Annotated in this window: 26 protein-coding genes and 2 pseudogenes; 13 read left to right on the top strand and 15 right to left on the bottom strand. The window is 58.2% G+C overall.

What is annotated here, in order from left to right:
• Positions 1 to 32: 32 nt before the first annotated feature.
• Positions 33 to 227 carry a hypothetical protein gene (locus ACA053_RS16880; RefSeq protein WP_109632490.1) on the bottom strand — a complete coding sequence of 65 codons (195 nt, stop codon included), beginning with the start codon at positions 225 to 227 and terminating at the stop codon, positions 33 to 35.
• Here ACA053_RS16880 and ACA053_RS16875 point away from each other — a divergent pair.
• From ACA053_RS16875 to ACA053_RS16865, 3 genes are all read left to right on the top strand, one after another.
• On the top strand, positions 226 to 2,619 hold the full coding sequence (locus ACA053_RS16875) for a phosphoketolase family protein (RefSeq protein ID WP_497393162.1): 2,394 nt from the start codon (positions 226 to 228) through the stop codon (positions 2,617 to 2,619). The two genes, ACA053_RS16880 and ACA053_RS16875, sit on opposite strands and share 2 nt — an antisense overlap.
• Positions 2,616 to 3,503: a universal stress protein gene (locus ACA053_RS16870; protein WP_497393161.1), complete on the top strand. Its 888-nt coding sequence runs from the start codon at positions 2,616 to 2,618 to the stop codon at positions 3,501 to 3,503. The genes ACA053_RS16875 and ACA053_RS16870 overlap by 4 nt, the downstream gene beginning before the upstream one ends.
• A gap of 104 nt (positions 3,504 to 3,607) precedes the next feature.
• Positions 3,608 to 4,315: a phosphoribosyltransferase gene (locus ACA053_RS16865; RefSeq protein ID WP_497393160.1), complete on the top strand. Its 708-nt coding sequence runs from the start codon at positions 3,608 to 3,610 to the stop codon at positions 4,313 to 4,315.
• Between the two features lie 6 nt (positions 4,316 to 4,321).
• On the opposite strand, the gene ACA053_RS16860 is transcribed toward ACA053_RS16865, so the two are convergent.
• A complete protein-coding gene (locus ACA053_RS16860; protein ID WP_109632482.1) occupies positions 4,322 to 4,747 on the bottom strand; it encodes a potassium channel family protein in 426 nt (141 codons plus the stop codon).
• Positions 4,748 to 5,068: 321 nt separating this feature from the next.
• Between ACA053_RS16860 and ACA053_RS16855 the strand changes: the two genes are divergently transcribed.
• The 3 genes and pseudogenes from ACA053_RS16855 to arsN2 all read left to right on the top strand — a co-directional run bounded on the left by ACA053_RS16855 (position 5,069) and on the right by arsN2 (position 6,688).
• On the top strand, positions 5,069 to 5,989 hold the full coding sequence (locus ACA053_RS16855; RefSeq protein ID WP_497393159.1) for a universal stress protein: 921 nt from the start codon (positions 5,069 to 5,071) through the stop codon (positions 5,987 to 5,989).
• A gap of 49 nt (positions 5,990 to 6,038) precedes the next feature.
• Positions 6,039 to 6,191: pseudogene (locus ACA053_RS16850) on the top strand (MBL fold metallo-hydrolase); the annotation flags it as partial.
• 62 nt (positions 6,192 to 6,253) lie between these two features.
• A complete protein-coding gene (arsN2, locus tag ACA053_RS16845; protein WP_497393158.1) occupies positions 6,254 to 6,688 on the top strand; it encodes an arsenic resistance N-acetyltransferase ArsN2 in 435 nt (144 codons plus the stop codon).
• A gap of 31 nt (positions 6,689 to 6,719) precedes the next feature.
• Here the strand turns inward: arsN2 and ACA053_RS16840 are convergent, their stop codons facing one another.
• Complete coding sequence (locus ACA053_RS16840) at positions 6,720 to 7,787, bottom strand: ArsO family NAD(P)H-dependent flavin-containing monooxygenase (RefSeq protein WP_497393157.1); 1,068 nt, start codon at positions 7,785 to 7,787, stop codon at positions 6,720 to 6,722.
• A 183-nt stretch (positions 7,788 to 7,970) separates the two neighbouring features.
• Between ACA053_RS16840 and ACA053_RS16835 the strand changes: the two genes are divergently transcribed.
• On the top strand, positions 7,971 to 8,441 hold the full coding sequence (locus ACA053_RS16835; RefSeq protein ID WP_109632467.1) for an anti-virulence regulator CigR family protein: 471 nt from the start codon (positions 7,971 to 7,973) through the stop codon (positions 8,439 to 8,441).
• A gap of 30 nt (positions 8,442 to 8,471) precedes the next feature.
• Here the strand turns inward: ACA053_RS16835 and ACA053_RS16830 are convergent, their stop codons facing one another.
• Complete coding sequence (locus ACA053_RS16830) at positions 8,472 to 8,906, bottom strand: GFA family protein (RefSeq protein ID WP_497311844.1); 435 nt, start codon at positions 8,904 to 8,906, stop codon at positions 8,472 to 8,474.
• Positions 8,903 to 9,856 (bottom strand): carbon-nitrogen hydrolase family protein, encoded by a 954-nt coding sequence (locus ACA053_RS16825; protein WP_497311843.1) that lies wholly within the window; start codon positions 9,854 to 9,856, stop codon positions 8,903 to 8,905. Before ACA053_RS16825 ends, ACA053_RS16830 begins: the two co-directional genes overlap by 4 nt.
• Before the next feature lie 104 nt (positions 9,857 to 9,960).
• On the opposite strand from ACA053_RS16825, the gene ACA053_RS16820 reads away from it, so the two are divergent.
• Positions 9,961 to 10,650, top strand: coding sequence for a winged helix-turn-helix transcriptional regulator (locus ACA053_RS16820; RefSeq protein ID WP_497393156.1), 690 nt, complete (start codon positions 9,961 to 9,963; stop codon positions 10,648 to 10,650).
• 58 nt (positions 10,651 to 10,708) lie between these two features.
• Here the strand turns inward: ACA053_RS16820 and cls are convergent, their stop codons facing one another.
• The 6 genes from cls to ACA053_RS16790 all read right to left on the bottom strand — a co-directional run bounded on the left by cls (position 10,709) and on the right by ACA053_RS16790 (position 15,509).
• Positions 10,709 to 12,115 carry a cardiolipin synthase gene (gene cls / locus ACA053_RS16815; protein WP_497393155.1) on the bottom strand — a complete coding sequence of 469 codons (1,407 nt, stop codon included), beginning with the start codon at positions 12,113 to 12,115 and terminating at the stop codon, positions 10,709 to 10,711.
• Between the two features lie 82 nt (positions 12,116 to 12,197).
• Positions 12,198 to 12,758 carry a lipid-binding SYLF domain-containing protein gene (locus ACA053_RS16810; RefSeq protein ID WP_109632458.1) on the bottom strand — a complete coding sequence of 187 codons (561 nt, stop codon included), beginning with the start codon at positions 12,756 to 12,758 and terminating at the stop codon, positions 12,198 to 12,200.
• 465 nt (positions 12,759 to 13,223) lie between these two features.
• Positions 13,224 to 13,538, bottom strand: coding sequence for a DUF6966 domain-containing protein (locus ACA053_RS16805; protein WP_497393154.1), 315 nt, complete (start codon positions 13,536 to 13,538; stop codon positions 13,224 to 13,226).
• A 221-nt stretch (positions 13,539 to 13,759) separates the two neighbouring features.
• On the bottom strand, positions 13,760 to 14,032 hold the full coding sequence (locus ACA053_RS16800; protein WP_497393153.1) for a hypothetical protein: 273 nt from the start codon (positions 14,030 to 14,032) through the stop codon (positions 13,760 to 13,762).
• A 319-nt stretch (positions 14,033 to 14,351) separates the two neighbouring features.
• The gene (locus ACA053_RS16795) at positions 14,352 to 14,966 is read right to left on the bottom strand and encodes an SH3 domain-containing protein (RefSeq protein WP_497393152.1); all 615 of its coding nucleotides are present in this window, start codon (positions 14,964 to 14,966) and stop codon (positions 14,352 to 14,354) included.
• Between the two features lie 99 nt (positions 14,967 to 15,065).
• A complete protein-coding gene (locus tag ACA053_RS16790) occupies positions 15,066 to 15,509 on the bottom strand; it encodes a DUF6130 family protein (RefSeq protein ID WP_497393151.1) in 444 nt (147 codons plus the stop codon).
• Between the two features lie 311 nt (positions 15,510 to 15,820).
• Between ACA053_RS16790 and ACA053_RS16785 the strand changes: the two genes are divergently transcribed.
• The gene (locus tag ACA053_RS16785; RefSeq protein ID WP_497393150.1) at positions 15,821 to 16,096 is read left to right on the top strand and encodes a hypothetical protein; all 276 of its coding nucleotides are present in this window, start codon (positions 15,821 to 15,823) and stop codon (positions 16,094 to 16,096) included.
• Positions 16,097 to 16,155: 59 nt separating this feature from the next.
• Here ACA053_RS16785 and ACA053_RS16780 read toward each other — a convergent pair whose 3' ends face one another.
• A complete protein-coding gene (locus tag ACA053_RS16780; RefSeq protein ID WP_497393149.1) occupies positions 16,156 to 16,584 on the bottom strand; it encodes a hypothetical protein in 429 nt (142 codons plus the stop codon).
• Positions 16,585 to 16,627: 43 nt separating this feature from the next.
• Positions 16,628 to 17,905, bottom strand: a complete 1,278-nt coding sequence (locus ACA053_RS16775) for a peptidase MATCAP family protein (protein ID WP_497393148.1) — start codon at positions 17,903 to 17,905, stop codon at positions 16,628 to 16,630.
• 166 nt (positions 17,906 to 18,071) lie between these two features.
• Here ACA053_RS16775 and ACA053_RS16770 point away from each other — a divergent pair, with 166 nt between their 5' ends.
• Entirely contained in the window at positions 18,072 to 19,931 is a 1,860-nt protein-coding gene (locus tag ACA053_RS16770) for an ABC transporter ATP-binding protein (RefSeq protein ID WP_497393147.1), read from the top strand.
• Positions 19,932 to 20,114: 183 nt separating this feature from the next.
• Here the strand turns inward: ACA053_RS16770 and ACA053_RS16765 are convergent, their stop codons facing one another.
• A complete protein-coding gene (locus ACA053_RS16765) occupies positions 20,115 to 21,248 on the bottom strand; it encodes an aminotransferase class V-fold PLP-dependent enzyme (RefSeq protein ID WP_497393146.1) in 1,134 nt (377 codons plus the stop codon).
• Positions 21,249 to 21,587: 339 nt separating this feature from the next.
• On the opposite strand from ACA053_RS16765, the gene ACA053_RS16760 reads away from it, so the two are divergent.
• The 3 genes and pseudogenes from ACA053_RS16760 to ACA053_RS16750 form a co-directional block, all read left to right on the top strand.
• The gene (locus ACA053_RS16760; protein WP_109632421.1) at positions 21,588 to 22,946 is read left to right on the top strand and encodes an MATE family efflux transporter; all 1,359 of its coding nucleotides are present in this window, start codon (positions 21,588 to 21,590) and stop codon (positions 22,944 to 22,946) included.
• A 625-nt stretch (positions 22,947 to 23,571) separates the two neighbouring features.
• Positions 23,572 to 24,219: a hypothetical protein gene (locus ACA053_RS16755; protein WP_109632419.1), complete on the top strand. Its 648-nt coding sequence runs from the start codon at positions 23,572 to 23,574 to the stop codon at positions 24,217 to 24,219.
• Between the two features lie 263 nt (positions 24,220 to 24,482).
• Positions 24,483 to 24,800 (top strand): annotated as a pseudogene (locus tag ACA053_RS16750) (phosphoribosyltransferase); the annotation flags it as partial.
• Here the strand turns inward: ACA053_RS16750 and ACA053_RS16745 are convergent.
• Positions 24,795 to 25,520: a hypothetical protein gene (locus tag ACA053_RS16745; protein WP_497393145.1), complete on the bottom strand. Its 726-nt coding sequence runs from the start codon at positions 25,518 to 25,520 to the stop codon at positions 24,795 to 24,797. The pseudogene ACA053_RS16750 and the gene ACA053_RS16745 sit on opposite strands and share 6 nt — an antisense overlap.
• Positions 25,521 to 26,036 lie beyond the last annotated feature (516 nt).

The raw sequence follows: 26,036 nt of genomic DNA, 5'->3' as shown, positions 1-26,036 counted from the left end.
TAGGCGGGAGGGCCTTCGGGCGTGTTTTTCATTCAGTCGATTGCTGAAGTAATAGACGAACGGGGAAACCCGCTATCGGCAGTTTTGGTCAACCTGGCGTAGCCCTTGATGTCATTGAGCTTGAGTAGTGGCGTGGAGACTTGATGTAAATCAAGTCCCGAGCGTTCCAGACTCCCAGAATTGATCAAGGATTGCCGGCCGGTCGGATCTTTTACGGAGAACTTCATGAGCGATTTCCTGAGTGATGAGCAACTGGAAGGGCTGGACGCCTATTGGCGGGCCTCCAATTACCTGGCCGTCGGGCAGATCTACCTCAAGGACAATCCGCTGCTGCACCAGCCGCTGACCCTGGCGCACATCAAGCCGCGTCTGCTCGGTCACTGGGGCACAACGCCGGGGCTGAACCTGATCTATACCCACCTCAACCGCCTGATCAAACAGTACGACTTGAACATGCTGTTCGTGGCAGGCCCTGGCCATGGCGGGCCCGCTGTGGTGGCGCAGACGTACCTGGAAGGCACCTATACCGAGTGTTATCCCTCGGTGGAGCGCAACACCAACGGGCTGGTTCGCCTGTTCCGGCAGTTTTCCTGGCCATACGGAATCTCCAGCCATGTGTCGGCGCAGATTCCCGGCTCGATCCATGAAGGCGGCGAACTGGGTTACAGCTTGGCCCATGCCTATGGCGCGGCGTTCGACAATCCCGATTTGATCGTCGCCTGCGTGATTGGCGACGGTGAAGCCGAAACCGGCACGCTGGCGGCGAGCTGGCACTCCAACAAGTTTCTCAACCCGGCGCGTGACGGGGCGGTATTGCCGATCCTGCACCTCAATGGTTACAAAATCGCGAACCCCACGGTGCTGGCCCGAATCAGCGAGGATGAGTTGTCGGCCCTGATGTATGGCTATGGCTACGACCCGTATTTCGTTGAAGGTGACGAGCCGGCGCAAGTGCATCAGGCCCTGGCCCGGACGCTGGATACGATGGTGCTGAAGATCCGCGAGATCCAGCGCGAAGCGCGCCAGCCTCGGCAGTCCGGGGCGCCAGAGCGGCCGCTTTGGCCGATGTTGGTGTTGCGCACCCCCAAAGGCTGGACCGGGCCGAAATTCGTCGACGGCCATCGTGTCGAAGGCACCTGCCGTGCGCATCAGGTGCCCTTGGCCGATTTCCAGCAACCGATCCATCTGCGGCAACTGGAGGAATGGCTCCACAGTTACCGTCCCGATGAGCTATTTGATGCCAATGGCGCGTTGCTGCCTGAAATCGCTGCGCTGGCACCGACCGGGCATCGACGCATGAGTGCCAATCCCCACGCCAACGGCGGCGCGTTGTTGCGACCGCTGGACCTGCCACGATTCGCCGACTATGCGGTGAAACTCGAAGAGCCCGGCAGCCTTCGCGCCGAGGCCACGCGAGTCATGGGCACGTTTTTGCGCGACGTGATGAAAAACAGCCTGGCCTCGAACAACTTTCGCCTGTTCGGCCCGGATGAAACCGCCTCTAACCGACTGGACGCGGTCTATGAAGTCAGCGCCAAGACCTGGATGGATCCATTGGAGGCGGACGATATCCATTTGGCGGCCGATGGCCGGGTGATGGAAATCCTCAGCGAACAGGTGTGCGAGGGCTGGCTCGAAGGGTATCTGCTGACCGGGCGTCATGGCCTGCTGTCTTGTTACGAGGCGTTCATCCATATCGTCGATTCAATGGTCAACCAGCACGCTAAATGGCTGAAAACCGCCGGCGAAGTACCGTGGCGCAAACCGATTGCTTCGCTCAATTATTTGCTGACCTCCCATGTCTGGCGTCAGGACCATAACGGCTTCTCCCACCAGGATCCCGGGTTCATCGATCTGGTGGCGAACAAGAAATCGGACGTGGTGCGCATCTACTTGCCGCCCGACGCCAATTGCCTGCTGTCGGTGGCTGACCATTGCCTCAAAAGCTGCAATTACATCAACGTCATCGTCGCCGGCAAGCAACCGGAATGGCAGTGGCTGAACATCGATGCCGCCATCTGCCACTGCCAGACCGGCATCGGCCGATGGGCGTGGGCCTGCCAGAACGATGAAGACCCGGACGTGGTCATGGCCTGCGCCGGGGACGTGCCGACCCTGGAAACCCTGGCCGCCGTGACCCTGTTGCGCGAGTACGTGCCGGACTTGCGGGTGCGGGTGGTCAATGTGGTCGACTTGATGGTGTTGCAGCCGTCCTTTCAGCATCCCCATGGGTTATCGGATTCGGCGTTTGATGAGCTGTTCACCGTCGACAAACCAGTGATTTTCGCCTTCCACGGTTACCCCGCGCTGATCCACCGCCTGCTCTACAAACGCACCAATCATGACAATTTCCACGTCCGTGGCTTCAAGGAGGAGGGCGCGACCACCACCCCGTTCGACATGGCGGTGATCAACAATCTGGATCGCTATCAATTGGCGCTGGACGTCATCGAGCGCGTGCCACGGCTGCACGATCAGGTGCACACCGCGCGGTCGCGCTACTGGTCGACGATGGAGCGGCACAAGCTCTACCTCATCGAGCACGGGCAAGACATGCCCGAGGTGCTGAATTGGCAATGGACGCCGGCCAATACCCACCTGACGGGAGAAAAATCATGAGCCAGTATCAACGCTTGTTACTCATCATCAATCCGGCCCTGCGCCATTCCCCGGCAATCAAGCATGCGGCGGCATTGGCCAAGGCCAGCGGCGCGAGCCTGCACATCGCCGCGTTCATTCCTTCGTTCAAATTGTTGTCGCTGCTGGAGGAAGGTGATCGGGAACAGGCCCGTCAGCGCTACCTGCAGGATCAGAGTGACTGGCTCAAGGTGCAGGCCGAAACGCTGCGCTGCGAGGGCCTCGACGTGACCACGGAGGTGACCTGGGCTGAGGACATGGAGCAAGACATCCTCGATCACGTCACGGAAATGCAGCCCGACCTGTTGATCAAGCAGGTGCAGCACGAATCAGCGCTCAAACGCGCCTTTTTCACGCCGCTGGATTGGTACTTGCTGCGTCACTGCCCGATGCCGGTCTATCTGGTGGGCGGGGGGCATGGCGACGGCTGGCCGCGCAAGATCGTGGCGGCGGTGGAAGTGTTCGATACCGAGTCACCCGACAACACGCTGAACGAGCGGATCATCAGTCAGGCCACAAGCCTGGCCATCCAGTGCGATGCCGAATTGCATTTGGTGTATGCCTGTGACATTTCGGCGGCTTTTCTGGCGGACATGGATGGCTTGACCCTGGCAGACCTGACCAAAGCGCTGCGCAAGGACCTGCAGCAAGCTTTCGTGAAACTCGCCGGCCAATTTGGTGTGCCTGCGGATCGTCGCCACATCGTTTCCGGCCATCCGGTCCAGGCGCTAAGCGAATTTGCTCACGAGCATGACGTGGATGTGATCGTGATGGGCAAGGTCCAGTCCTCCGGCGTCGACAAGCTGCTGGGCAGCACCACCGAGCACATTTTGTATCAGGTGCCGTGCAACGTACTGGCGGTCTAGACGGCATCGAGGCAGGGTTGATGCCCGCCGTCTTCAGCACGACAATCGATAGATCGCCGATGTGATGCGAGTCGACAGGCCTGATCGCCTGAGGAGGTTTTTCGATGAGTCCGAATCTCGCGTTGCCCACCACTTTGCAGGACCGGCCCGCCGCCGGTCGACGCCTGGTGGAACCGCTGCTGCAATACGCTCACAGACCCGATGTGATCATTCTCGCGTTGCCCCGTGGCGGTGTTCCGGTGGCCTATGAAGTGGCCACTGCCCTTGGGGTGCGCCTGGACCTGATGCTGGTCCGCAAGCTCGGCGTGCCATCCCTCCCGGAGTACGCCATGGGCGCGATTGCCAGTGGCGGCATCCAGATCCTCAATGAACAAGCGTTGCGGGCTCACCCCATCGATAAGGCGGCATTCGACGCCGTGGTCGCCCGGGAAACCCGCGAGTTGTTGCGTCGCGAGCAGGTTTACCGGGGAACGCGCGCGCCGGTGTCGCTCAAGGATCAGGTGGTGATCCTGATCGACGACGGCCTGGCGACCGGCGCTTCAATGCAGGCGGCGATCCATGCGGCGCGTGCACAGGCGCCGTCGCGGATTGTGGTTGCGGTGCCCGTCGCCCCGCTCGAAACCGTCGAGGCGTTGCGCCGCGAGGTGGATGAGCTGATCTGTCCGATCATCCCCGAATGGCTCATGTCGATCGGTTATTGGTACATGGATTTTTCCCAGACGTCGGATCAAGAGGTCATCGACCTGTTGCAGCGGGCCTGGCAGCGCGAAACCGCTTTCGACGCCGGTGCCCGGGACCACCCCGGTGCATGAGCCCGGTTATTTGCGCTTCCAGTACTTCTGCATTTCGAGAAACAGAAAAGACGCTGTCCAGGTAATGAGGACCAGACCGGTCAAGGCTTGCAGGCCGGTCAGGTATTTGAGGTTGCCCACCGGTGAAATATCGCCGAAGCCGATGGTCGTGTAGGTGGTGAAGGAAAAGTACACGCAGTCCATGAACGAACCATCGAAGTTGCCCGTCAGGTTGCCCCATCGGCCGTCACGCGCCATCAGGTAATAGACCAAGGCAAAGCACCAGACTTCCAATGCGTGGGCAAACAGCGCCCCGAATACCCCGACGACGATCCTGAAGCGGCTCCAGAGCTTGAGCCGGGGCAGCCAATCGTTGAGCCGCAACAGGCACTCGTAATGGATCACCACGACGACGATGACCACCAGTGTATTGATCAGCGTGACTGCGAGCATGGCGAACCTCTAGCGAGAGCGGAGTGTCTGGGCGAGCGGGGTCGAGCATAGATTACGTAACCGTGAGTCCGCTCAGTGTTTTCTACGCCTGGGCGACGAAAAATCATTGAGCTAAATCAACAATGCTTCTGTGAGCCCGAAGTCGATGGGACGCCCGCCGAAAGCCTTCCATTAGTTGACAAAGATCAGAGCCTTCACGGGATAACGCCCGATACTCAAACGATAGCTTTCCAGCCGCCATGATCCTGAAGAGCTGCACAAACGCCGACAGGAGTCGATTTTGCGGTAAGGCAACAAGTCGCTCACGGGACGAGGTATGTGATGCTGAGACTCAAACGTATCTTATTGATTGCCCCCTCGGAGATGGTCCGCACCCCGGCATTCGACCGGGCGCATGCACTGGCGTGTGCCACCGGCGCCTTATTGCACATCGTCGCCTTTGACTATGTGCAGGCGCTGGCCGTGGCCGGGCTGTTTGACCACGATGCGATGGCTCAGGCGCGCGAGGGCTACTTGCAGGTGCATCGCCACTGGCTGGAGCAGCAAGCGCGGTTTCAACGGTGTGGCGGTTTGCAGGTGACCACTGAAGTGGTCTGGGCCAGGTCAAGCCTGGCGCAGGTGCTTGAGTATGTGAATGACTTCCACGCGGACCTGGTGATCAAGGACACCCAGCATGTGCCGGCACTCGACCGTGCGTTTCATCGCCCGCTGGATTGGCTATTGCTGCGCGACTGTCCTGGACACTTGCACCTGGTCACCGACGCCCGCAATCCCAAACCGTTGAGCATTCTCGCGGCCATCGACCTGTCCCACCTGGAGGAGCTGACCCAAGGGCTCAATGACCGGATTCTCGACCTGGCCTCGACGCTGGCGGTTTCCTGTGGCGCCGTCTTGCACGTGTTAAACGTCAGCAACTGGTCCGTAGTGGGCGACTCCGCAATGAGTGTGCCGACGTGGAGTCTGGATGGCAGTTTGCGCGACGCGGTCAACGATGCCCAGGACGAGGCCTTTGAATTGCTTGCCGAGCGTTATGGCATCGAGAAAAAATGCCAGCATCGACTGTCCGGCATCCCCCACAAAGTGATCGCCCTGTTCGCCCGCCAGAATGCCTTCGACGTGCTGGTACTCGGCACGGTCAGTCGGCACGGGATCGACCGGTTCATCGGCAGCACGGCCGAAAGCGTGTTGAACCGCGCATCCTGCAGTTTGACCATCGTCAAGCCATTGGCCGGGTTCGACTGAAGGGCACCCCGTAGCGCGCCGTTAATAAAGATCAGCTGCGCGATGTCGGTCGCCCAATCCACGCAGTACCCTGCTGATCCTTGGCTTTCAGGCCGGAGGCACCCGCGGTGCGCAGATCGTTGCCAGTGCGTCTTCCTTGCGCATCCCCGGCAAGGATGTGGCGATTCAGGCCGAGGTGGTGTCGATGAAAATCTTTCGGGCATCGTCGGCGGCTCAAGCGGCCTGCTAGCCTTCAACGCATTCGGACCTTCAAAGGCGCTTCATATGCAGATGACTAAAGTCGGCGACAACGCTCTGGATCAACTGCGTGATGCGCTGCGTCAGGCGGCATTACCCTGTGACGATGTCAGCGAACCCGGTCGGCAGTTTTACCGGTTTGAAGCGGACGGGAAGTGGGTGGCGTTTGGGGGCCTGGAGGGCGCTGCGCCCGACATGTTGCTGCGATCCGTCGTGGTGAGTGATGCACGTCGTGGCGAAGGGCTGGGCAACGCCGTGTTGCTTGCATTGGAACAGTGTGCCGCCTCCCAAGGTGCACTCCGCCTGCATTTGTTGACCCAAGGGGCGGCCGGGTTTTTCTCGGCCAATGGTTATGAACGGTTCGATCGGCAGACGGCCCCCGCGGCTATCAGCCAGACCGTCCAGTTCAAACAGTTATGCCCGGCGTCGGCGAGTTATTTACGCAAGACATTGGGGGTGTAAATCGACCCCGCCGCGGCGATCACCCTTGGATTCAGTGTTCCGTTAAAAATCGGTCGATTTCTTCCACGGTACTGCGTGCCGTGCGCGTGACGCCGATCAGTGTCGCGGAAGCCGCGCCTGTCCAGTCGCCATAGCCCACCAGCCACAAGCGCGGCTCTTGGATTGAATGCGTGCCTTCGACGGCCACGTGCCCATCGGCGGTGCACACGCCCAGTGATTCCAGATAGCCGAGGGCAGGGTGGAAACCGGTGCACCAGATCACCGCGTCGACCGGCGTTTGCGAGCCATCGGCCCACACCACGCCGGTTTCGGTAAAGCGCAAGAACGGCCGAACCGCGTGCAATACGCCGCGCTCCCGGGCTTCGACGACTGGCGGCACCATCACGATATCGCCCAAGCCACCGACCGGTTGTTCAATGACCGTGCCGGCGAGCTGAGCTTTCCAGCGTTCGGTGGCGCGTTCGAACAGCACTCGGCCATCGACGTCATCGGCGAGAAATTGTGGCGGCTGCGGGGTGACCCAGGTGACGTCGGCCACTTGCGAGACTTCAGCGAGGATTTGTGCACCGGAGTTGCCACCGCCCACCACCAGGACTTTTTTTCCGGCAAACGGCTTGGCGTCGACGTAGTGAGCCGAATGCAATTGCTGGCCGGTAAAGGTTTCACTGCCGGGGTAATGCGGCAGGAAGGGATGGCGCCAGGTGCCCGTCGCGCTGACCACTGTGCGGGCCAGCCAGCTACGGCTATCGGTCTTGAGGAGCAGGCGACTGTTCCGGCGTTCAATAGCGTTCACCCAATAGGGCCGCGCGGTAGGGAATTGGTAGCGTTGCTCATACTGGCGCAGGTAATCGAGTACGTGGTCGCGACTTGGGTAGCCGTCCGTGACCGGCGGCATCATCCAGCCGGCGATGGAGCTCCAGGTCGAGGGTGAAAACAGTCGCAGGGAGTTCCAGCCGTGCCGCCAGGCGCCGCCCGGTCCGGCTTCGGCATCAATGATCACAAACGAACACCCGGTTCGGCGCAGGAAGTACGCCACGGCGAGTGCCGACTGGCCGCCGCCGATAATCGCGACGTCCACTTCGGTGGGGGTAGAAGGCATGGCGAATCCTCAGCGCGCAAGAGTCGCGTCAAGATACCCCATGCGGATCGGCTATTTGTTGATGTTGCTCAAGCGTTCGGTGCAATGGCGGCGTGGGGGAAGTGTCCTGCATCGGTACATGGAACCCACACCGTCCAAAGCGTCTACAGTCAGAGGGCTATCGCCTACTGAAGGAACGACCCGATGTTCAGATCCCACTCGTTGATTGCTGCTGTAACAAGTCTTGCTCTGGCCTGCGGTTCGGTAACTGCATTGGCCGATCCCGGGAATGGAAAAGGCCAGGGCAACGGCAAGGGAAACCCGCAAAACAGCCAGACCCATGGCAATCAGGGCGGTCAGGCGGGCAAAGGTAAAAACTCAGGAGGCGGCGATTGGGATCATGGGCCGAGCATCAATCGCAGCAACATTCTGGGAATTGTGGGCGGCTACCGGGACTACTGGAGTCCCGGGCCTGCGTTGCCACCCGGCATTCAAAAGAACCTTGCTCGTGGCAAGCCGCTTCCCCCCGGCATTGCCAAAAAACTGGATGGCCGGTTGATCGGCAGGCTGCCTCATTACGATGGGTATGAATGGCAGCAAGCGGGGACTGATTTGATCCTGGTCGCGCTGGCCACCGGGCTCATCTATGAAGTGCTGAACGGTGCGTTTGATTAACGCTTGAATTCAGCGTTCGGCCTCGCTGTGCTATTCCTCCACGCTGATACCCGATCCGCCTAACTCGCCGGGGACATCCTTCAACTTCGGCAATCCATCCTTGATCCGCAGCACCGTCTCCTGATAGTGCACGTGAACACCCGGCGAATACTCGAGGTCCGGAATGACCGCGGCATACACATCGATCAGCCCTATTTCAGGGTGTTCAGTGAAAAGGTGTCCACCGCACGTCTTGCACCACTTGCGGTAACTGCGAGGTGTCTTGTTGAAGGTGCCGATGTTGTCGGCACCCCGTGTCACATGCACCGCGTCGGGTTTCCACAGCGTGAAGGCGTTGACCGGTCCTGCTGACCAGTGCCGGCACGACTCGCAATGGCAATAGCCCATTCCGGCCGGCTCGCCGCTGACGGTGAACTCGACCGCGCCGCAGAAACAACTGCCCTTGTAAGACCGTTCAATGCTCATGGCATGACTCCTTCGTCGATGAAATGCGCCGCTGTCGCCGGCGTGCGCCGCACTTTCAACTCAAAAATGTCCGGACGCGCGTAATGCCCGGTGACGTCGAGCGCCCGCCGTGCTGGCGCCACGAGTGCGACGTCGATGTCCGCATACAGAATGCCGGCCTCCCGGTGCAGTGGACCGGCCACGATCCGGCCTTGCGGACTGACCACCACCGAGTCGCCGTCGTTGATCCATTCCTCCGGATCGGCAAACAGTTGCGCACGCGCCGGGAAGTCCTCGGGAATGTCACTGCCGCGCAGCACAGTGCCACTGCCCAGCACCCAGCAGCGCCCTTCGAGTGCAATGTGCCGCATCGTGCTGATCCAGCCTTCGCCGGTGTCGTACGTGGGCGCGACGTAGATTTCCACCCCTTGGGCATACAGCGAATAGCGCGCCAGCGGCATGTAGTTTTCCCAGCAGATCAGCGCGCCCACGCGGCCGACCGGTGTGTCGACCGTGCGCAACCCGGACGCATCGCCGAAGCCATGCACCATGCGCTCTGGATTGGTCGGCATCAGCTTGCGGTGTCGGTTGAGCACGGCGCCGTCCGGACCGATAACGACTACGCTGTTATAGAGCGTGCCGCCTCCCGTGCGCCGATCGCATTCATTGAGGCCGCACACGATCGTCACGGCGTGAACCCTGGCGGCTTCGCACAATTCGCCCAGATCACCGTTGGCGATGTCGACGGCATTGGCCAGCAGCCGCGTGTGCAACTGGCCCATGACAGCCCCGTCCTTTCCCGCCGCCAGCCGCCAGATCCACGACGGATAACCGGGAATGAACGATTCGGGCAAAACGATCAGCGAGGCTCCCGCCGCCGCAGCTTCGGCGACCGATTGCACGGCCCGGGCGATCGTTGCGCTGCGATCGAGCAGCACGGGCGGGCGCTGAATGATGGCTACCGTGGTCATGGCGTTCTCCTTTGAAAATTGGCTTTCGAAGGCTTGAGCGTGCGCGTGGCGAAGGGGCCGGGCTAGTTCAAAAAGTGAAGCGTTGCAATTGCGGAGTCCTGGCGATGGAAGAAGGCTACGGTCAGTTCTGCACGGTCGCCCGCGGTGCGGAAGCCCTGTGCGAGCGCTGGACACCCTTGGTGGTGCGCGAGCTGCTGTGCGGCAGCAAACGCTTCAATGAACTGCACCGCGGCGTCCCCCGGATGTCCACCAACCTGCTGGCACAACGGCTGCGCCATCTGGAAGACATCGGCGTCATTCACCGCACGGCCACCGGCAAAGTCTGGGAATACAGCCTGACCGAGGCGGGCGAGGAACTGCGCCCCATCATCATGGCGCTGGGGCATTGGGGCGCACGCTGGATCGGCAGTCGCCTGCGTGACGATCAACTCGACGCCGGCCTGCTGATGTGGGACGTACGCCGGTTCGTGCGCATCGAAACCTTCCCGTCCCGACCGGTGGTCATCCAGTTCACATTCCGCGATGCGCGACCCGGCGAGCAAGCGTGGTGGCTGGTGGTGGAGCAGGGCGTGGCGGATCTATGCCGCGACGACCCGGGCCGCGAACTGACGCTGGTCGTGGATTCAAGCGTGCGCGCGTTGACCGAGGTCTGGACCGGCGACCGCACACCGCGGGAGGTGCTTCAATCGCAAGAGCTGCGTGTGGATGGCGCGGTGAAGGATGCGGAGAACTTGTGGCGCTGGCTCGGTACAAGTGCGTTTGCGGGGACTCGCCGTGCGGCAGTGACTCGGTAAGTTGACGAAATACCCATCAGGGAGCAGGAGCGCGCATCCCGGCGATGCGCGACTCGACTCAGAGCCAGTATTCCCAGAGTCGCGCCATCTGCTCTTTGGCTCTCACCGCGAGCGAGCGGCGCTGCCACTTTTCCAGCTTGATTTCGTTCGACTTCGCCAGATCAGCCATGAATGCCGCCTGCATCTTTTTTCCGAACCCGGTGCCCAGCACAACCACGTTGACTTCATCGTTGTGCAGAAAGCTGCGCCAGTCGAGGTTGGTGGAGCCGACACTCGACCACACGCCATCGATGACTGCCGTCTTGACGTGGAGCAGCGCGTCACGGCGTTCGTAAAGCTTGACGTTGGCCTTCAGAAGCTCGCTGTAGTAAGCGCGTCCGGCATGAAACACCAGCGACGAATCAGTGCTGCTGGGCAGCACCAGCTTGACGTCGACGCCACGGGCCGCCGCCTCCTTGAGTGCCGCCAACAACTGCGGATCGGGCACAAAGTAGGCGTTCGTCAGCCATATCTCGGTCTGCGCGCTATGCAGCGCCGAAATCAGCGTCGCGTAGATCAGGCTGAACGGCTCATCTGGCGAGCTGCCGATGGCGCGAACCACCTCGGTGCCTTTGCGCTCCTGTGGCGGAAAGTAGTCGCGAGCGGCGAGGGGTTCACCTTTCTGGGTCGTCCATGTTTCGATGAACAGCTTCTGCAGATCCGCAACCACCGGCCCCTCGATGCGCAAGTCGGTATCGCGCCAGGGCAAATCACCAGTGGGGCGAGTTTTCGAGTGAGTGCTGAACGAGCCCCCCGAATAGACGCTGCTGATGTTGATCCCGCCAAGAAAGGCAACACGGCCGTCCACTATCAGCAGCTTTCGGTGGTCGCGCTGGTTCACGTCCCAGCCCGCTTTGGCCGTCGCCGGATTGACCGGGTTGTACTCCAGCACCTTGATGCCCGCTTCGGTCAATCGAGCGAAAAACGCTGAGGGTGTTCCAAGGGTTCCGACGCTGTCACGGATCAGATTGACCTGCACACCTTTGTGTTGCTGAGCGATCAGTGCGGCGGCGAAGCGCTGGCCGACTTCATCATCGTCGAGGATGTAGGTCTCCATGTTGATGTGGTCGCGCGCACCTTCCACGGCTTTGATCATCGACTGGTAGGTGGTGGGGCCGTCCTGCAGCAAGTCGACCTTGTTTCCTTCCGTTAGCGGACTACCGACAACGGATTCTTCGATAGCGAGGTGCACATCGAAGATGTTGGTTTCTGCGCCTGTGGACTTGAGTCGGTCGAGAATGGCTTTGCTGCGCTCGGCTGACAGAGGTCCGTGGACCCCGTCCAGTTGCACTGGCGCAGAGGGCGCGCGAGCCATGTCGGGCACTATCCTCGGCAATGTACTGCAGGAAATCACCACTGTCAGGAACACCGCCACGCACAGCACCAGAGGAATACATACACCCTTGCATCTGGTTAGAAGACTCATCAGGCCACCTCTTGGCGAGGACGGTGATAACGCGCTGTCGGGGCGTCTTGCAGACAACGCAAGGCGCCTTGATAGACGGATTTCAGCGCTTGATCAGGGAAATCTTCGTGCCCTCGATGCTGACTCCGGCCATTAACCCTTGCTGGTCAAATATGAACGCGTAGGCATCGTCCTTCAGTGTCGAACTGGACAGGTTCTTCGAGATCCCTTCATCCACTACAACGACGGTGGGCCCTACGCCGAGTTCCCACCCCTTGGTTTCGCGAACATAGTTCACGGCTTTGTCGGTCATGAGGAAAACCACATAGCCATACGACTGGGCACCGGCCTGCAACCCCCATGATCCGGTGACGGAGTTGTAATAACCCTCAACGGTCTTGCCTTTGAACAAAACGCCTTCGCCATAGCTGCCGCCAAACACAAGGCCTGCCTTGATGATTTTCGGGAAAACCAGTATCGCTTTGGCGTTGTGCGACATGGTCTCGGCAAATGGATGAGTCTTGTAGAGCGTTTGCAACGCTTGCCGAGAGTCGGTATTCAGGTCCTCGGCGGTTGCCGCACCGGCAGTGTTCAGGAAACTCGCCGATGCCAGTGAGGCAGTCGCGAGGACTATGGATAGGAAGAACCGCATTGACTGAGTCATTTTCGTACTCCGATAAGGGAGCATTGGATGTGAGCAGCAGTCAGCCCCTGCCCTGAGCAGAGTTCGAGCCTACTGAAATTTATCCGGCGCACCCTACAGTGTGTGAACGACTGGCTTCGTCCTTGAATGAAATAGGCGAGAGGCCTTAGATCATTGGCGATGCCATCAACTGCTTTGACCTCTGGGCGCTGGGCTGGTTCGACGGTAAATACCGTGAGGCAGGGGAGGCCGGCCAGATGATTTCGGATTTATTGCCGATGGGATCCGAGAGATCAATGCTTATTCGGCGGGTAGTTGCCACGTAAGCCCCCGGACTTGTTACCGGTTTTGCTGGGCAGGTTTGGCACGACCGGACGGGATCGGGGTTGAGGGTTGGAGCGGCTGCGGGGTTGGGGTTGTTTGCTCATGGTTTGGCTCCTGATTTTTCAGGGTTTAGCGAAACTATAAAGCGGGGACAGTTATATTTTACTGCGTACGTTGTATGGCTCGGGCGAGCGTTGTGGCTTTGCTGCATAAAGCATTGAATTCTTCGTTGAGCTCGACATGCCCAGGCTTCCAGCCCCAAACACCATCGACGCGGTGTTGCCCAAGGATCAGGTCATTGAGCGAGCCCATTCCACCAAAGGCTGACAGAAAGTATTCAACCCCGTAGTAATCAGAGTTCATCAAGTGGGCCTTGGACTTGCGCATCCATTGGCTCCAGTGAGTATCTCCATCGCTTTCAAGCACGGTGGCGAGTTGATCCAGAACGTCGATCAATTGTTCAGTCATCTGACCCATTTTTGAATTCATCCAAACTGTTGAGAGATGGGTTTGCCTGGAGAGTAGACGGCTGCGATGTACTCTCGACCATTGAGAAGTTGGCCATGCGAAAACCTCCGCTTCAGCCATTTCCGCACACAATCTTCGATTTCCCTCAGAACTGGCAAGTCTGAGGGAGGCTGGCGCACTTCTTTGATTGCGGACACAAAAGCGGGCGCCGTCATGGCGCCCGCTTTCATTTACTCAGATGCCTGCGCCCGCAAGCGTCGGCCGATCACATCCATCAAATCACAGCCATCGCGCAATGGAATGGCCAGCAGTTTGGAAAAGTCCGTCAACACTACCGTGTCGCAACCGAGCTCGGCGCGGAAGGCGATGTTTTCCAGCACCTGCGTGACCGTGCGAATGCGGTAATCGGCCATGGCTTGCAGGACGTCGAGTGGAGCTTGGGTGTCGATGAGCAGGGAGGCCGGGATCAGGTCGATTCCGGTGAGGGGCATGTATCTTTCCATAGATAAAATCTCGTTTAGTTTGTTGAGACTGCCAACGAATCGTCGCCAAACGAATAAGGTGGCAGTTGTGCGCAGGTTGGCGAACCGGAAACGAGTAACCGGCAGACCCGAAGGTCTCCCGCGCACAACCGCCATAGAACTGCAGTTTTGCGGATGCGATGACGCCTGCAAATAAGCAGGACGCCCTCGCACTCGTATCTCGGGTCGCCAAACCCGATCGCCATTTTGGACGACGGGCGGACTATAAGCTTCATCGGAACGGCGGGCAAGGTGAGGGATTCCGAGAAAAGTGTAGGACCAGATCCGACACCTTTGTCAGCTATCGGCTGACCTCTCCTGAGTTAGCGTCGAGATAGACCTTGTTGCTCAACGTCATGCCACCGCAATACGTAAAGTACATCCCTTTCCCGCGATTGGTAGAAGCCATCCATCCACCCATCTCTTTGAAGTCCGCCCCCGTACAAATGCCGTCATTGATCAACTTGCGAGCAGTCTTGGCGAACTGGTCTTTGTAGAGACGATAATCGTCTGAGCCGCTGACAAGTGAATGGTCACCGGTTGCCCCTTCACCTGGATCATCGGGCCGCTTCGGACTCAAATCCTTGTTTTGCACCCATTCCGCGAATTTTCCATTTTGGATTCCATTGGCGCTGGTGCAGGCGCTGTTACCTTCCTTAACGTAGCCACTTTTGCCCCCTGCGCAGGATGCGGAGTAGGTTTTGGTAATTCGACTCCAGCCGTTTTTTGTTTCCAGAATGTCGACACCCTCCCGAAACATCAGGTGACCAGCAACGCCACATTTTGTTGACGGACAGGTTCGTCGATCGGTGCGGTCTGTTGTCACCCACTTCATGTTTTCGGCTAACACATCTGTCAACGGGGATAGCAACGTTGCAAACAGCATCGCGCTGTAAATGAAAGGTCCATTGCTCAATCTATTGCTCCTTGATGAGGACGGGATGTTTGTAGTGTGAGGCAAAGGTGACAGATCTATTTGATGATGGCGTGCCCCAAATCAGCGAGTCCCCTTAATTCACGGCTTCTTCTCCGGAACCTCAAAACTCACCACCGTACTCGTCAAAATCTTATGACTCGGATCAGCCACTTCAAGAAGCACCTTATGAGCCCCAGGCGTCAGCCCAACCAAAATAATCGGATCTTCACTGGTGTGCGCCCATGTACCTTTCCAGTCGTCGACGGTCACATGCAGGTGGCCGAGCCGTGGTGAAACTTCCACAGCCGTTTTGCCAAATACCGGCATGATCCGGGCGTGCTCAGTTCGATACTGGATGATGACAACGCCGCGGGCCAGCGGCGCGGGGAGCGGCGGATAGGCAATGAGTTTTGGCCCCGTCTCAGATTCCACTGGGAGTATGGCCGGTGGCTGATGGGTGTCGGCTACCTCTTGACCCCACGCGGCGATGCAAAAGAACGCACCCAACGCCAGGGCGGATAGATTTCTGAGAGCGAGGGGCATGGGGTTTTCTCCCGCGTGATCTCATTCAAGGCTAGATCAAACCGGGCAGTTGTCTATGTCAAAGCTGCCACGCTCTGCAAAACAGCCGAGTGGGGAGGGACAGAAAATGGGTGTTGAATACGAGCCTTTTAACGACCGGGATCGGCGAAAAACAGTCAGCTGATGGAGCGACGCAAAATGAGAGCTAAGCTTCTTTCTACTGTCGGGCTTATTGAGCAGATTGGGCTTTGCGGCCATGGCGTTTAACCGCCTTCAGCGAGCTAGCCCGATCTTGAGCATCAGCCCTTCACAACAGCCTCGGAGGGGAGCCAATGAAACGTTTCGTCATGCTCATCGCGATCTCTTTGCTGACCACTGCGTGTCAGAGCACCAATGACAATGGCGTCACCCGACTGGACAATTGCGTCTGCTATAAATCGCCCGATGCACAGCATTTGCAAGCCTCGCAAATGGCATGGCAAGACCCCGAAACGTTGCAAAAACAATTCTCACATTGCATTTGCCGAGCCTTGGTTGACCTGAAACAGGTCGATGATCCCGGTAAACTTTTCGTACCCGGAACCGAGATACGAACGGAACTGAAATAAAACAACATCGGAACAGGAGAGGTGGTCTGGCGTGCGAAACAGGCCGTAACCGTCTGGGCTCAACGTCCATATTCAACGTAGGGCCCCAAGTCGAACCCTTGCGTATCCCAGTTGATTCGATAAATCACTTCTTTCCCTGACTTGATCTTGGCCGCAACGGTTTTGATCGCAGCACCCGCACATAGTCCAGACTCGGCGAGCCCGGTGCCGAGATTCACTTCGCCGGCCGGCAAAAGGAAAGAGGCCTTTTGACCGGGACCTATCTTGGCGGCGCGCTGACCCTCAATGTAGAACATGGCGTCACATCCCGCACCGACAAACCCGTCATCACGGAGAATGGTCAGGCGTCCAGGATCGTTCGTACCCTGGCTTTTGATCGCGTACATCTCACTGGGCGGCACTTGCCGCGCATCAGAAACCCGCATAGGTGATGTTACGCACCCGCCCAAGGCCAGCAAGAGCGCTCCCGTTGCGATCATCCTTCGCATGATTTTTCCCTCCTGAAACAGGGCGAATGTATCGGTACCGTGATCACATCGCGCTCGCATCGTTTTCGTGTTCATCGGCAAAGGCCATGAGCACCTCCAGATCGAGCACATCCAGTTTTATCTGGGCGATAAAAGCGGAGAAGGCCAGGTTGGCGGCGAGCAGACGTAGATCGCAGGCCCAGGCCGGTAGGTGGGTTGGCCCCTGGAGCCAGCCGGAATCGAACAGAGGAGCCAGGCGTACGGTATCCGCCAGGCTGAGGCGTCCCGCAAACAAATGACCCACCAGCTCGGGTCGATTGTCGCGGATCGCGATGCGCAGCAGGGTGTGGACACCCAGCAAACCCGTCAGGTAGGCGGCATCCTTGGTAAACGCCGAACCACCCCGCAGGTCGGCACCACGGAAGACCCGCTGGGTCGAGCGGAAGGACTCCTCTTGCGACTGGCCGGCGGCAAGAAAACCCTCGAATACTTGTATGAAATCGGCGCCGTCCAACGCTTGCTGAACTGCCAGCACGCGCAGGGCCAGGCGGCGCAATCGGCTGATGTCCATACTGCCGGTGAACAGTTCTGCGAGGGTGGCAATGCCTTCCTGAGTTTGAGTCGTGCGTGGCGCCCCTAAACCCAGACTTTTGAGGTTGGGCTGCAGCGCGCCATTTTGTGCGGTAGCGACATGCACGAAGGCCTCATGCTGCAACAACTGATTCTTGTCCAGTTCAGAGAACAGTGCGCCGCTACGCAGACGAATGCGGCTTGACCCGGCGATTGCCTTGGCAGCCAGGGTCGGATCGAGTACGACCGTGACCCGGCCTTCGCCGAAGAAGCGATCCAGTTCCGGCTGCATCCAGGCGGCGAAGGCCTCGGCCGGGATTTCAGCCTGAGTCGGTGGAATCCGGGCACCACCCAGCAGGGCGTCGGTGGTGGTGAGAAAGAAATTGGCCGCGTCCAGCATGCTGAGTTTCTGGTTCGGATAATAGAAGTCCGGGCGCCGGTACAACGCGGATGAATATTGAGTGAAGGCGGGCGTGCCAATCGCACCGAGCATGCGTCCGGCCGTGGCATAACTGCGCGCTGTCATGGCGAGGTAGTTCCCGGCCGGATGCCCCTCATCGCAGCGGCCAATAAAGGTTTCCAGGGCGGCGATGTCGGCCCGGTGCTCGCGTGGGTGCTGCTCGATTTCAGGCAAGGCTGCTTTCCCTGCGCGCCAATGCGCCAGGAAAATTTCCTCGACGCCATCCGGCCAGGACAGGGCATCCAGTACGCGGATCTTGCGCGCCAGACCGGGTAGCGCGGCATCCAGTTCAGACAGGGGGGCGCTGCTCATGGAGTCTCCCTTGAACGACGAGGTTCCTTAGAAAAAGCTTAGCCGCTGCGATGCATTGCGTTGTAGCGGCCTTGCGCTGTTCACGAGCGACCTCAAGTTCGCAAAACCCTCAAGGCAGCCGATCAATGGCAGAATCCCCCTCAACTTGATCGTTTTGGAGACCACCATGCTTCGTGCGTTTGAACGAAGACTCGACCCTTTTCCTCCTGACGAGGTACCACCGCCACCCGCCGGCCTGGCTCGCTTCCTGTGGGCCTGCACCCGGGGCGCCCGCGGTTACATCCTTGCACTTGCGCTGCTCAGTGCCGGTGTGTCGATTTACGAAGCCTGGCTGTTTTCCTTCCTCGGGCAGGTCGTGGACCTGCTCTCGACCTGGCAGGCCGGCGGTGAAGCGGCAGAACAGGAAAGCCGCGTGTTGTGGGGCATGGGCATCGTCATGGTGGCCAGTGTCGGGCTGGTGGCGTTGCGCACCATGGTGCAGCACCAGATATTGGCGATTAACTTGCCGTTGCGGCTGCGCTGGGACTTCCATCGCCTGATGCTGCGACAAAGCCTTTCGTTTTTTTCCGATGAGTTTTCCGGCCGAGTCACGACCAAGGTGATGCAGACGGCGCTAGCGGTGCGCGACGTGCTATTCACCCTTATCGAGATCGCACCCGGGATCGGGGTGTATTTCATCGCGATCATTGCACTGGCCGGCGGCTTCGCTCTGAAACTGATGCTGCCTTTCCTGGCCTGGATCGTGTTGTTCGGGCTGGCGATGCTGTACTTCGTGCCCCGTCTGGGAAAAGTCGGGCAGGAACAGGCCAATGCGCGGTCGATGATGACCGGGCGTATCTCGGACGCCTACACGAACATCACGACGGTGAAGCTATTCTCCCACTCCAATCGTGAAGCGCACTTCGCGCGTGCGGCGATGGAGGATTTCAAGCAAACCGGCTTCCGCCAGATGCGGCTGGTCAGCCAGTTCGAGATCGTCAACCAGGCCTTGGTGGTGGCGTTGATCATGGCAGCCGGTGGTTATGCCCTGTGGCTATGGCATCAGGGTCAGGTCGGCGCAGGTGCCGTAGCGGCAATCACTGCCATGGCGTTGCGTATCAATGGCATGTCGCACTGGATCATGTGGCAAATGACCTCGTTGTTCGAGAGCATCGGCACTGTGCAGGATGGCATGGCGACGCTGACCCAGGGCGCCAAGGTGCAGGATGCGCCGGACGCGGGCGTGCTGGTGACCTCCGGCGGGGCGGTAACCTTCAGCAATGTGAGCTTCAACTATAATGGCGAACGCCAGGTGCTCGATGGCCTGAACCTGAACATCCGCCCAGGCGAAAAAATCGGCCTGGTTGGCCGCTCTGGCGCCGGCAAATCCACGCTGATCAACTTGCTGCTGCGCTTCTATGACGTCGACAGCGGGGAGATTTGCATTGACGGCCAGAACATCGCACACGTGACGCAAGACAGCCTGCGCGGCTCCATTGGCATGGTCACGCAGGATACCTCCCTGCTGCACCGTTCCATTCGCGACAACATCGCCTATGGCCGTCCCGATGCGACCGACGCGCAAATTCGCAGCGCCGCGGCCAGTGCCCAGGCTGATGGGTTCATCAGCCAACTGAGCGACCGGCAAGGTCACACCGGCTACGACACCCTTGTGGGCGAGCGCGGCATCAAGCTGTCGGGCGGCCAGCGCCAACGCGTCGCGATTGCCCGGGTAATGCTCAAGAACGCCCCGATCCTGCTGCTTGACGAGGCCACCAGCGCGCTGGATTCGGAAGTCGAAGTCGCCATTCAGGAAAGCCTTGATGAAATGATGCAGGGCAAGACCGTGATCGCGATCGCCCATCGGCTGTCCACGATTGCGGCGATGGACCGGCTCATCGTCATGGATGACGGGCGCATCATCGAACAGGGCACTCACACCGAATTGCTTGGGAAGAACGGCGTTTATGCGCGGCTTTGGCACCATCAAAGCGGCGGGTTCCTGGGTGAGGATAAGGGCGTGGTCGAGGCTGTGGATCAGGTGTGAGGGTCGATCCAGGTCATACAGCCGCCCCGTGAAAGGTTTTATTGGAAACCTTTTCTGATTGCGCTGAAGGGCGCCCGTGTCAGCAAGACGCATGCACGGGCTTCCCTTATGGTGCTGACATGACGTCCGGGGATGCCTTCCGTGAACTCACGAGTTCGGTATGTGTTGCGGGCAAGATGAGGCTTAGTTAACCATCACCTCGTCCAGTGCCTGCTCGAGGGTGCTGACCGTGCGCTCGATATTGTGCAGCTTTTCGAGTCCGAACAGACCGATGCGGAAGGTTTGGAAGTCGGCCGGCTCGTCGCATTGCAACGGCACTCCAGCGGCGATCTGCAGGCCGTGGCTGGCAAATTTCTTGCCGCTCTTGATGTCGGCATCATCGGTGTAGCTCACCACTACGCCAGGGGCTTGAAAGCCGGCTGCGGCCACGCTTTTGATGCCTTTGCCGGTCAACATTGCGCGCACCCGGTCGCCCAGAGCCTGTTGTTCGTCGCGGACCTTGTCGAAACCGTAGGCTTGCGTCTCTTTCATCACTTCGTTAAATCGCGCGAGAGAATCGCTGGGCATGGTCGCATGGTAGGCATGTCCGCCCTGTTCGTAGGCCTGCATGATCTGTAGCCACTTTTTCAGGTCGCAGGCGAAGCTGCTGCTCTGCGTCTGTTCGATGCGCTCGAGGGCCAAGGAACTGAGCATCACCAAGGCGCAGCAAGGGGAGGCGCTCCAGCCTTTTTGCGGTGCGCTGATCAGCAGGTCGACTGCGCATTTGTGCATATCAACCCAAAGCGTGCCTGAGGCGATGCAGTCCAGCACGAACAGGCCACCCACCGCATGCACGGCGTCGCCGACGGCCCGCAGGTACCCGTCGGGCAGGATAATCCCCGATGAGGTTTCAACGTGGGGGGCGAAGACAATCTGCGGTTTCTGCGCCTCAATGGCTGCCAGCACTTCGTCCAGAGGGGGTGGGGCGTAGGCAGCCTGACGACCCGTCTCGACCGGTCGGGCTTTCAGCACCGTGGTGGCCGCCGGGATGTTGCCCATCTCAAGGATCTGGCTCCAGCGATAACTGAACCAGCCGTTGCGTATCACCAGGCATTGCTGGTCGGTGGCAAACTGTCGCGCCACCGCTTCCATGCCGAATGTGCCGCTGCCCGGGACCACCGCTACAGCCTGGGCGTTGTAGACCTGTTTCAGGGTCTTGGAAATGTTCTTCATCACACCTTGAAACGACTGCGACATGTGGTTGAGCGAGCGGTCGGTGTAGACCACTGAGTACTCGACCAGCCCCTCGGGATCGATACTGGGATATAGCTTTGACATGGGTGACTCCTTTGGCAGAGATGTCAGTGGTATCGACCCTGCCCTAAGCCTTGGCAAATGACAAGATTGCTCGGGATTGAATGGCGACTTCTGTCGAGCGGCTGGTATCAACCCTGGCTGACATAGCCAATCAATAAATCGGCTGACAATGTTTACGGGTTCCAAGTATGAGGTGCGATGTTCGCAAGGCGTAGAACCGGCAAGCATCTGGTTGAAGCGGGAACTACAGAGGCAACGGCAACTTCATTGATTTTAAATCTTCGAAATCGGAGCGCGTTGGTGTCGGCTCCCTAGCGTAGAATTTGCACACCGCCAGCCCCGCCCCGAGACGGAACCTCAATGCAAACCCCCACCACTCAACACTCCCTCTGGAAAACCTACCTCCTTTTCCTCGCTCCGATGGTCCTCTCCAATTTCCTCCAATCCATGTCGGGCACCATCAACAGCATCTACATCGGCCAAATGCTGGGCGTCCAAGCCCTGGCCGCCGTCTCCGGCATGTTCCCCATCGTCTTCTTCTTCATCGCCCTGGTCATCGGCCTCGGCGCGGGGGCGGGTGTGCTGATCGGCCAAGCCTGGGGCGCGCGTGAACCGCATCTGGTGAAAACCATCGCCGGCACCACTTTGCTGCTGGGCGCAATGATCGGCCTGGTCGCGGCGATATTGGGCAGCGTTTTCGCCAGGCCCGCCCTGCAAGGCTTGGGCACGCCGGCCGACGTCCTCGACGACGCGGTGTCCTACGCCCACGTGATGATGTGGATCATGCCGTCGCTGCTGGTCTACGTGCTCTTCACTCAACTGCTGCGCGGGGTAAGCGATACGGTGTCGCCGCTGATCGCCTTGGTGGTGTCGACGTGTATCGGCTTGGCGCTGACGCCGGCGCTGATTCGCGGTTGGTTCGGGTTGCCGATGATGGGGATTCAGAGCGCGGCGTACGCCGGGTTGGCGGGGAATTTGTCGGCGATGGGGTGGCTGGCGTGGCGGTTGATTCGCAAGGGGCATCCGTTGGCGCCGGATCGGGAGATGTTTGCGGCGATGCGCCTTGACCTGGTGATTCTCGGCAAGGTGTTGCGCATCGGCTTGCCGACCGGGTTGCAGATGGTGGTGTTGTCGGTGTCGGAGCTGGTGATTCTGGCGCTGGTCAATCAGCACGGTTCGCAGGCGACGGCGGCGTATGGCGCGGTGACGCAGATCGTCAATTACGTGCAGTTTCCGGCGTTGTCGATTGCGATCACGGCGTCGATCCTTGGTGCTCAGGCGATCGGGGCAGGGCGCCTTGAGCGAATGGGGCCGATTCTGCGCACCGGGCTGTTGATCAACGTGTGCCTGACCGGTGGCCTGGTGGTGTTGGGTTATCTGCTGTCGCACTGGTTGCTGGGGTTGTTTCTCACGGAGGATTCCACCCGGGCGAAGGCTGAGCATCTGTTGCACATCATGCTCTGGAGTCTGCTGGTGTTCGGCTTCCAGGCGATTGTCGGCGGCATCATGCGCGCCAGCGGTTCGGTGCTGGTGCCGATGGCGATTTCGATTTTTTGCGTGGTCGGCGTGCAGTTGCCGGTGGCGTATGTGCTGGACGCGCGGTTCGGGTTGGAGGGCGTGTGGATGGCGTTTCCGGTAGCGTATCTGGGGATGCTGGTGTTGCAGACGGCGTATTACAAAATGGTCTGGCAGCATCAGAAGATCGAGAGGTTGGTGTAGGGGAGCGACCCCAACGATCTGTCCCTGATTGATGTCCGGACCTGCGACGCAAGTTCCGCCAGTAATCAGGTCTTCACTTTTCTCGGCGAGTGGAATGGTAAAAGTATGACTGTTTCAGTGGCAGAAGTCCTAAATGCGAGCAGATCGTTATTGCACTTTTCGTAAGTAACCTAACAACTAATGGATCCAATGAACACTATTGGAAATCCCTGTAATTCACTAGACCAGTTGTCATGGGGCTGACAGAGAAGTTGATACGTTAGTACCGGCGCGTGAGACGTTCACAATAACCGCCGTTTGTCGGTGCGCTGCTCAAAAAATGAACATTCCGGGATCCCTGGCCTCTGATCCTGCAGCACGTCACCCAAGACCTGCTCCTGCAGCCGCAGAAAAGAAGTGGAAAATTAACCTCATGTGCATTGAATGCTAATGGGGATTTTTTTACCCGAAATTCAGGAGGCAACAAATAAGCCGGTCATTGATTTGCCAGGCGAACCAATGGGCTAAGCAGTGCCAAGTCGATGAGTTGGCATATCTTATAAAAGTAAGATCGCGCAGGGTTTCGAAGAGTTTAATACCCTGTTTAATATCGATCTGTACTATCGAATAAGGTGGAGAAAGTACCGTGGCGATAAATACAATTATGAGCCTGCTCGAAAATAAAGAGTGCATGGAATTTTTGCGATTGGGCGTTATTTACGTTCATTTAGTGTCGTGTTGTGTGGCCATTGGTTTGGTATTGACCAGTGATGTTGCGATGGTCAGAGACTTGTTGAAACGAAAAACATTCACGGAGCATGATAATGCTCACATGGAAAGTCTGCAGAAGTCTGTCATCGCTGCATTGATAGCGTTGTGGGTGACGGGTGCCGCTATCATCGGTATTGATTACCTCGAAAAAGGTATGAATTACTTTATGAATCCGAAGCTTCACGCCAAAGTAATTATTGTCGTGTTGCTGAGTTATAACGGCCTCATGTTGCATCGCCTGGTACTGCCCTCGCTGCAAAAGGCCGGCTCGTTGCTCAATCTCGGGTTCAGCGCACGGATGATGGCGCTGTTCTGTGGCTCGCTGTCGGCCGTATCCTGGATGTATGCGGCCATGCTGGGTGTCGGTCGCCCGTTGGCCTGGAAATACTCTCTCTCAGAACTGTTGATGGCATATCCGCTCCTGATTGCACTGGGCTTCCTAACGATGCTGGCATTGACTCAGCGTCTGAAAACACAGGACGCCATCGTTATTTCTCCGGGGACAGTAGCGAGCGCACGATAGGCCGGTTCACTGCGTAAAACTTGCGGGCTTGTCCTGAGCCTGAAAAGCGCGACCTTCTTAGTGCAGGTGATCATAAAAGCCTGCATCAAGGAGGTCGCTTGGTTTTAAGTAAGAAGGCCGCATGCTTCCAGGTATTCAATACCTCTGTGAAGAGCCCTGTATGAGTTCGCGCTGACGCCGCGGGTAACTCAGGTCTGAACTTGATGCAAGCCGCTGTCCGACCAACAATCCTGAGTGACCCGAGCCGCGAACCGACAGGCGTGATCGCCTGGGAGGTTTTCCAATGGAGTCCATCGCCCACCATCCTGCAGGACCGGGCCGCTGTCGGTCGGCGTCTGGTGGAACCGTTGCGCAAATACGCGCATCGCCCTGACGTCATCATCCTCGCCTTGCCCCAGGGCGGAGTGCCGGTGGCTTATGAAGTGGCTGCTGCGCTGGAGATCCGCCTCGACCTGATGCTGGTGCGCAAGCTGGGCGTTCCTTCCCATGAAGAGTTCGCGATGGGCGCGATTGCCTGCGGCGGCATCCAGATTCTCAATGAGGACGCGCTACGTGTTCACCCGATTTTGCGTGTGTTATTTACAGACTGCGCCAAGTACCCATTCCCACCACGTAATGCCTCCAATTTGCTCATTCCCTGTTCTTCTCATGTCCACGACTATCGTGTTTGTCCAGTAATGAAACCAAGTCAATAAATCATATGGGCCATCTGTGATGTTGATTACTTTTTCATTTTCTGTGAATTTTTTTCCACTCAGGTAGTACTCGTATGGTTTTTTATGAGATGCACTCCATAGCTTTCTACCCAGTGCTTCTTTTTCTATGTAAGTTTGCGTGTTGGTTGTTTCTACACTCTCGCGAGTGATTGTGTCAGTTCCACCCATTGCAAGAACTTCATAGTTAATGCTTTTGATGAAGTGTTCTTTTGCAAATACAGGTATCATGTTCTTCAGTTCTTCGAAGCTGGTGTTGTTAATGTCCACCATGATTTCATAATATTGGTGTGTTTCATACCCTTCGCAGAGGATGAGTTTTACTGTTGCAAGTTTGGGGTTTAATAGTTTGCCCGTTGGGATGGCTTTCTGGTAGCTGAACATTTGAGATGAGCTGACAAAAATATTATTTATGAAATACCAACCCACCTGAGTGTGAACGTAACAATTATGCCACTCGCCCTCACCGTCTTGGGGGCTGGAATCTGAATCGCGAACTTCCACAACTTGATTCTGATTTCCCCATTGAGAGTGGAAAGCTTTTTGGGTGCGAGCCCACTTATTATTTGAATTTAGCCGTTCGCTCATAATTAGAGTTCCTTTCGACTACAGTTGTGAGTGATTTGTCGCAACGTACTGTTTAAGGGTAATCGAGGTTAGACTTGGAAGAACCTGTAAGAACTGACAGTTGTTTAGTCGGTTTTTGCCGGAATTTATCGATTTTATGGGTGCTTGGTTATAAGGAAGCACCATTATTGTTTGTCACTTCGCAAGCGTCTAATACCGAAAATGAGGCGCAGTTAATTGCGCAAGCTGCTTGCCTGCCCATTCGAATTAAGCAAGGCTCTGCCGCTCCCGCTTTCGGGCGGTTGGTTACACGATCTGGTCAAGGAAAGCGTTGAATGATACTCAGGGTAATGGTGATCGGTGGCTACGGAAATTTCGGCAGCATCGTTGGCAGGCATTTAATCGCAATGCCAGGCGTAGAGCTGGCCTGCTGATGAAAGTGTCCGGGCTGCTCATGAGCAGGGAATGGATCCTGACCTCATTGATCATTTTCCTGTGCGTGGGCTCGCTGGAGGCGGTGGTCTAGCGCAACGGCCA

The organism is Pseudomonas sp. LBUM1672, assembly GCF_059695655.1.
This window is presented reverse-complemented; position numbering and strand designations above follow the sequence as displayed.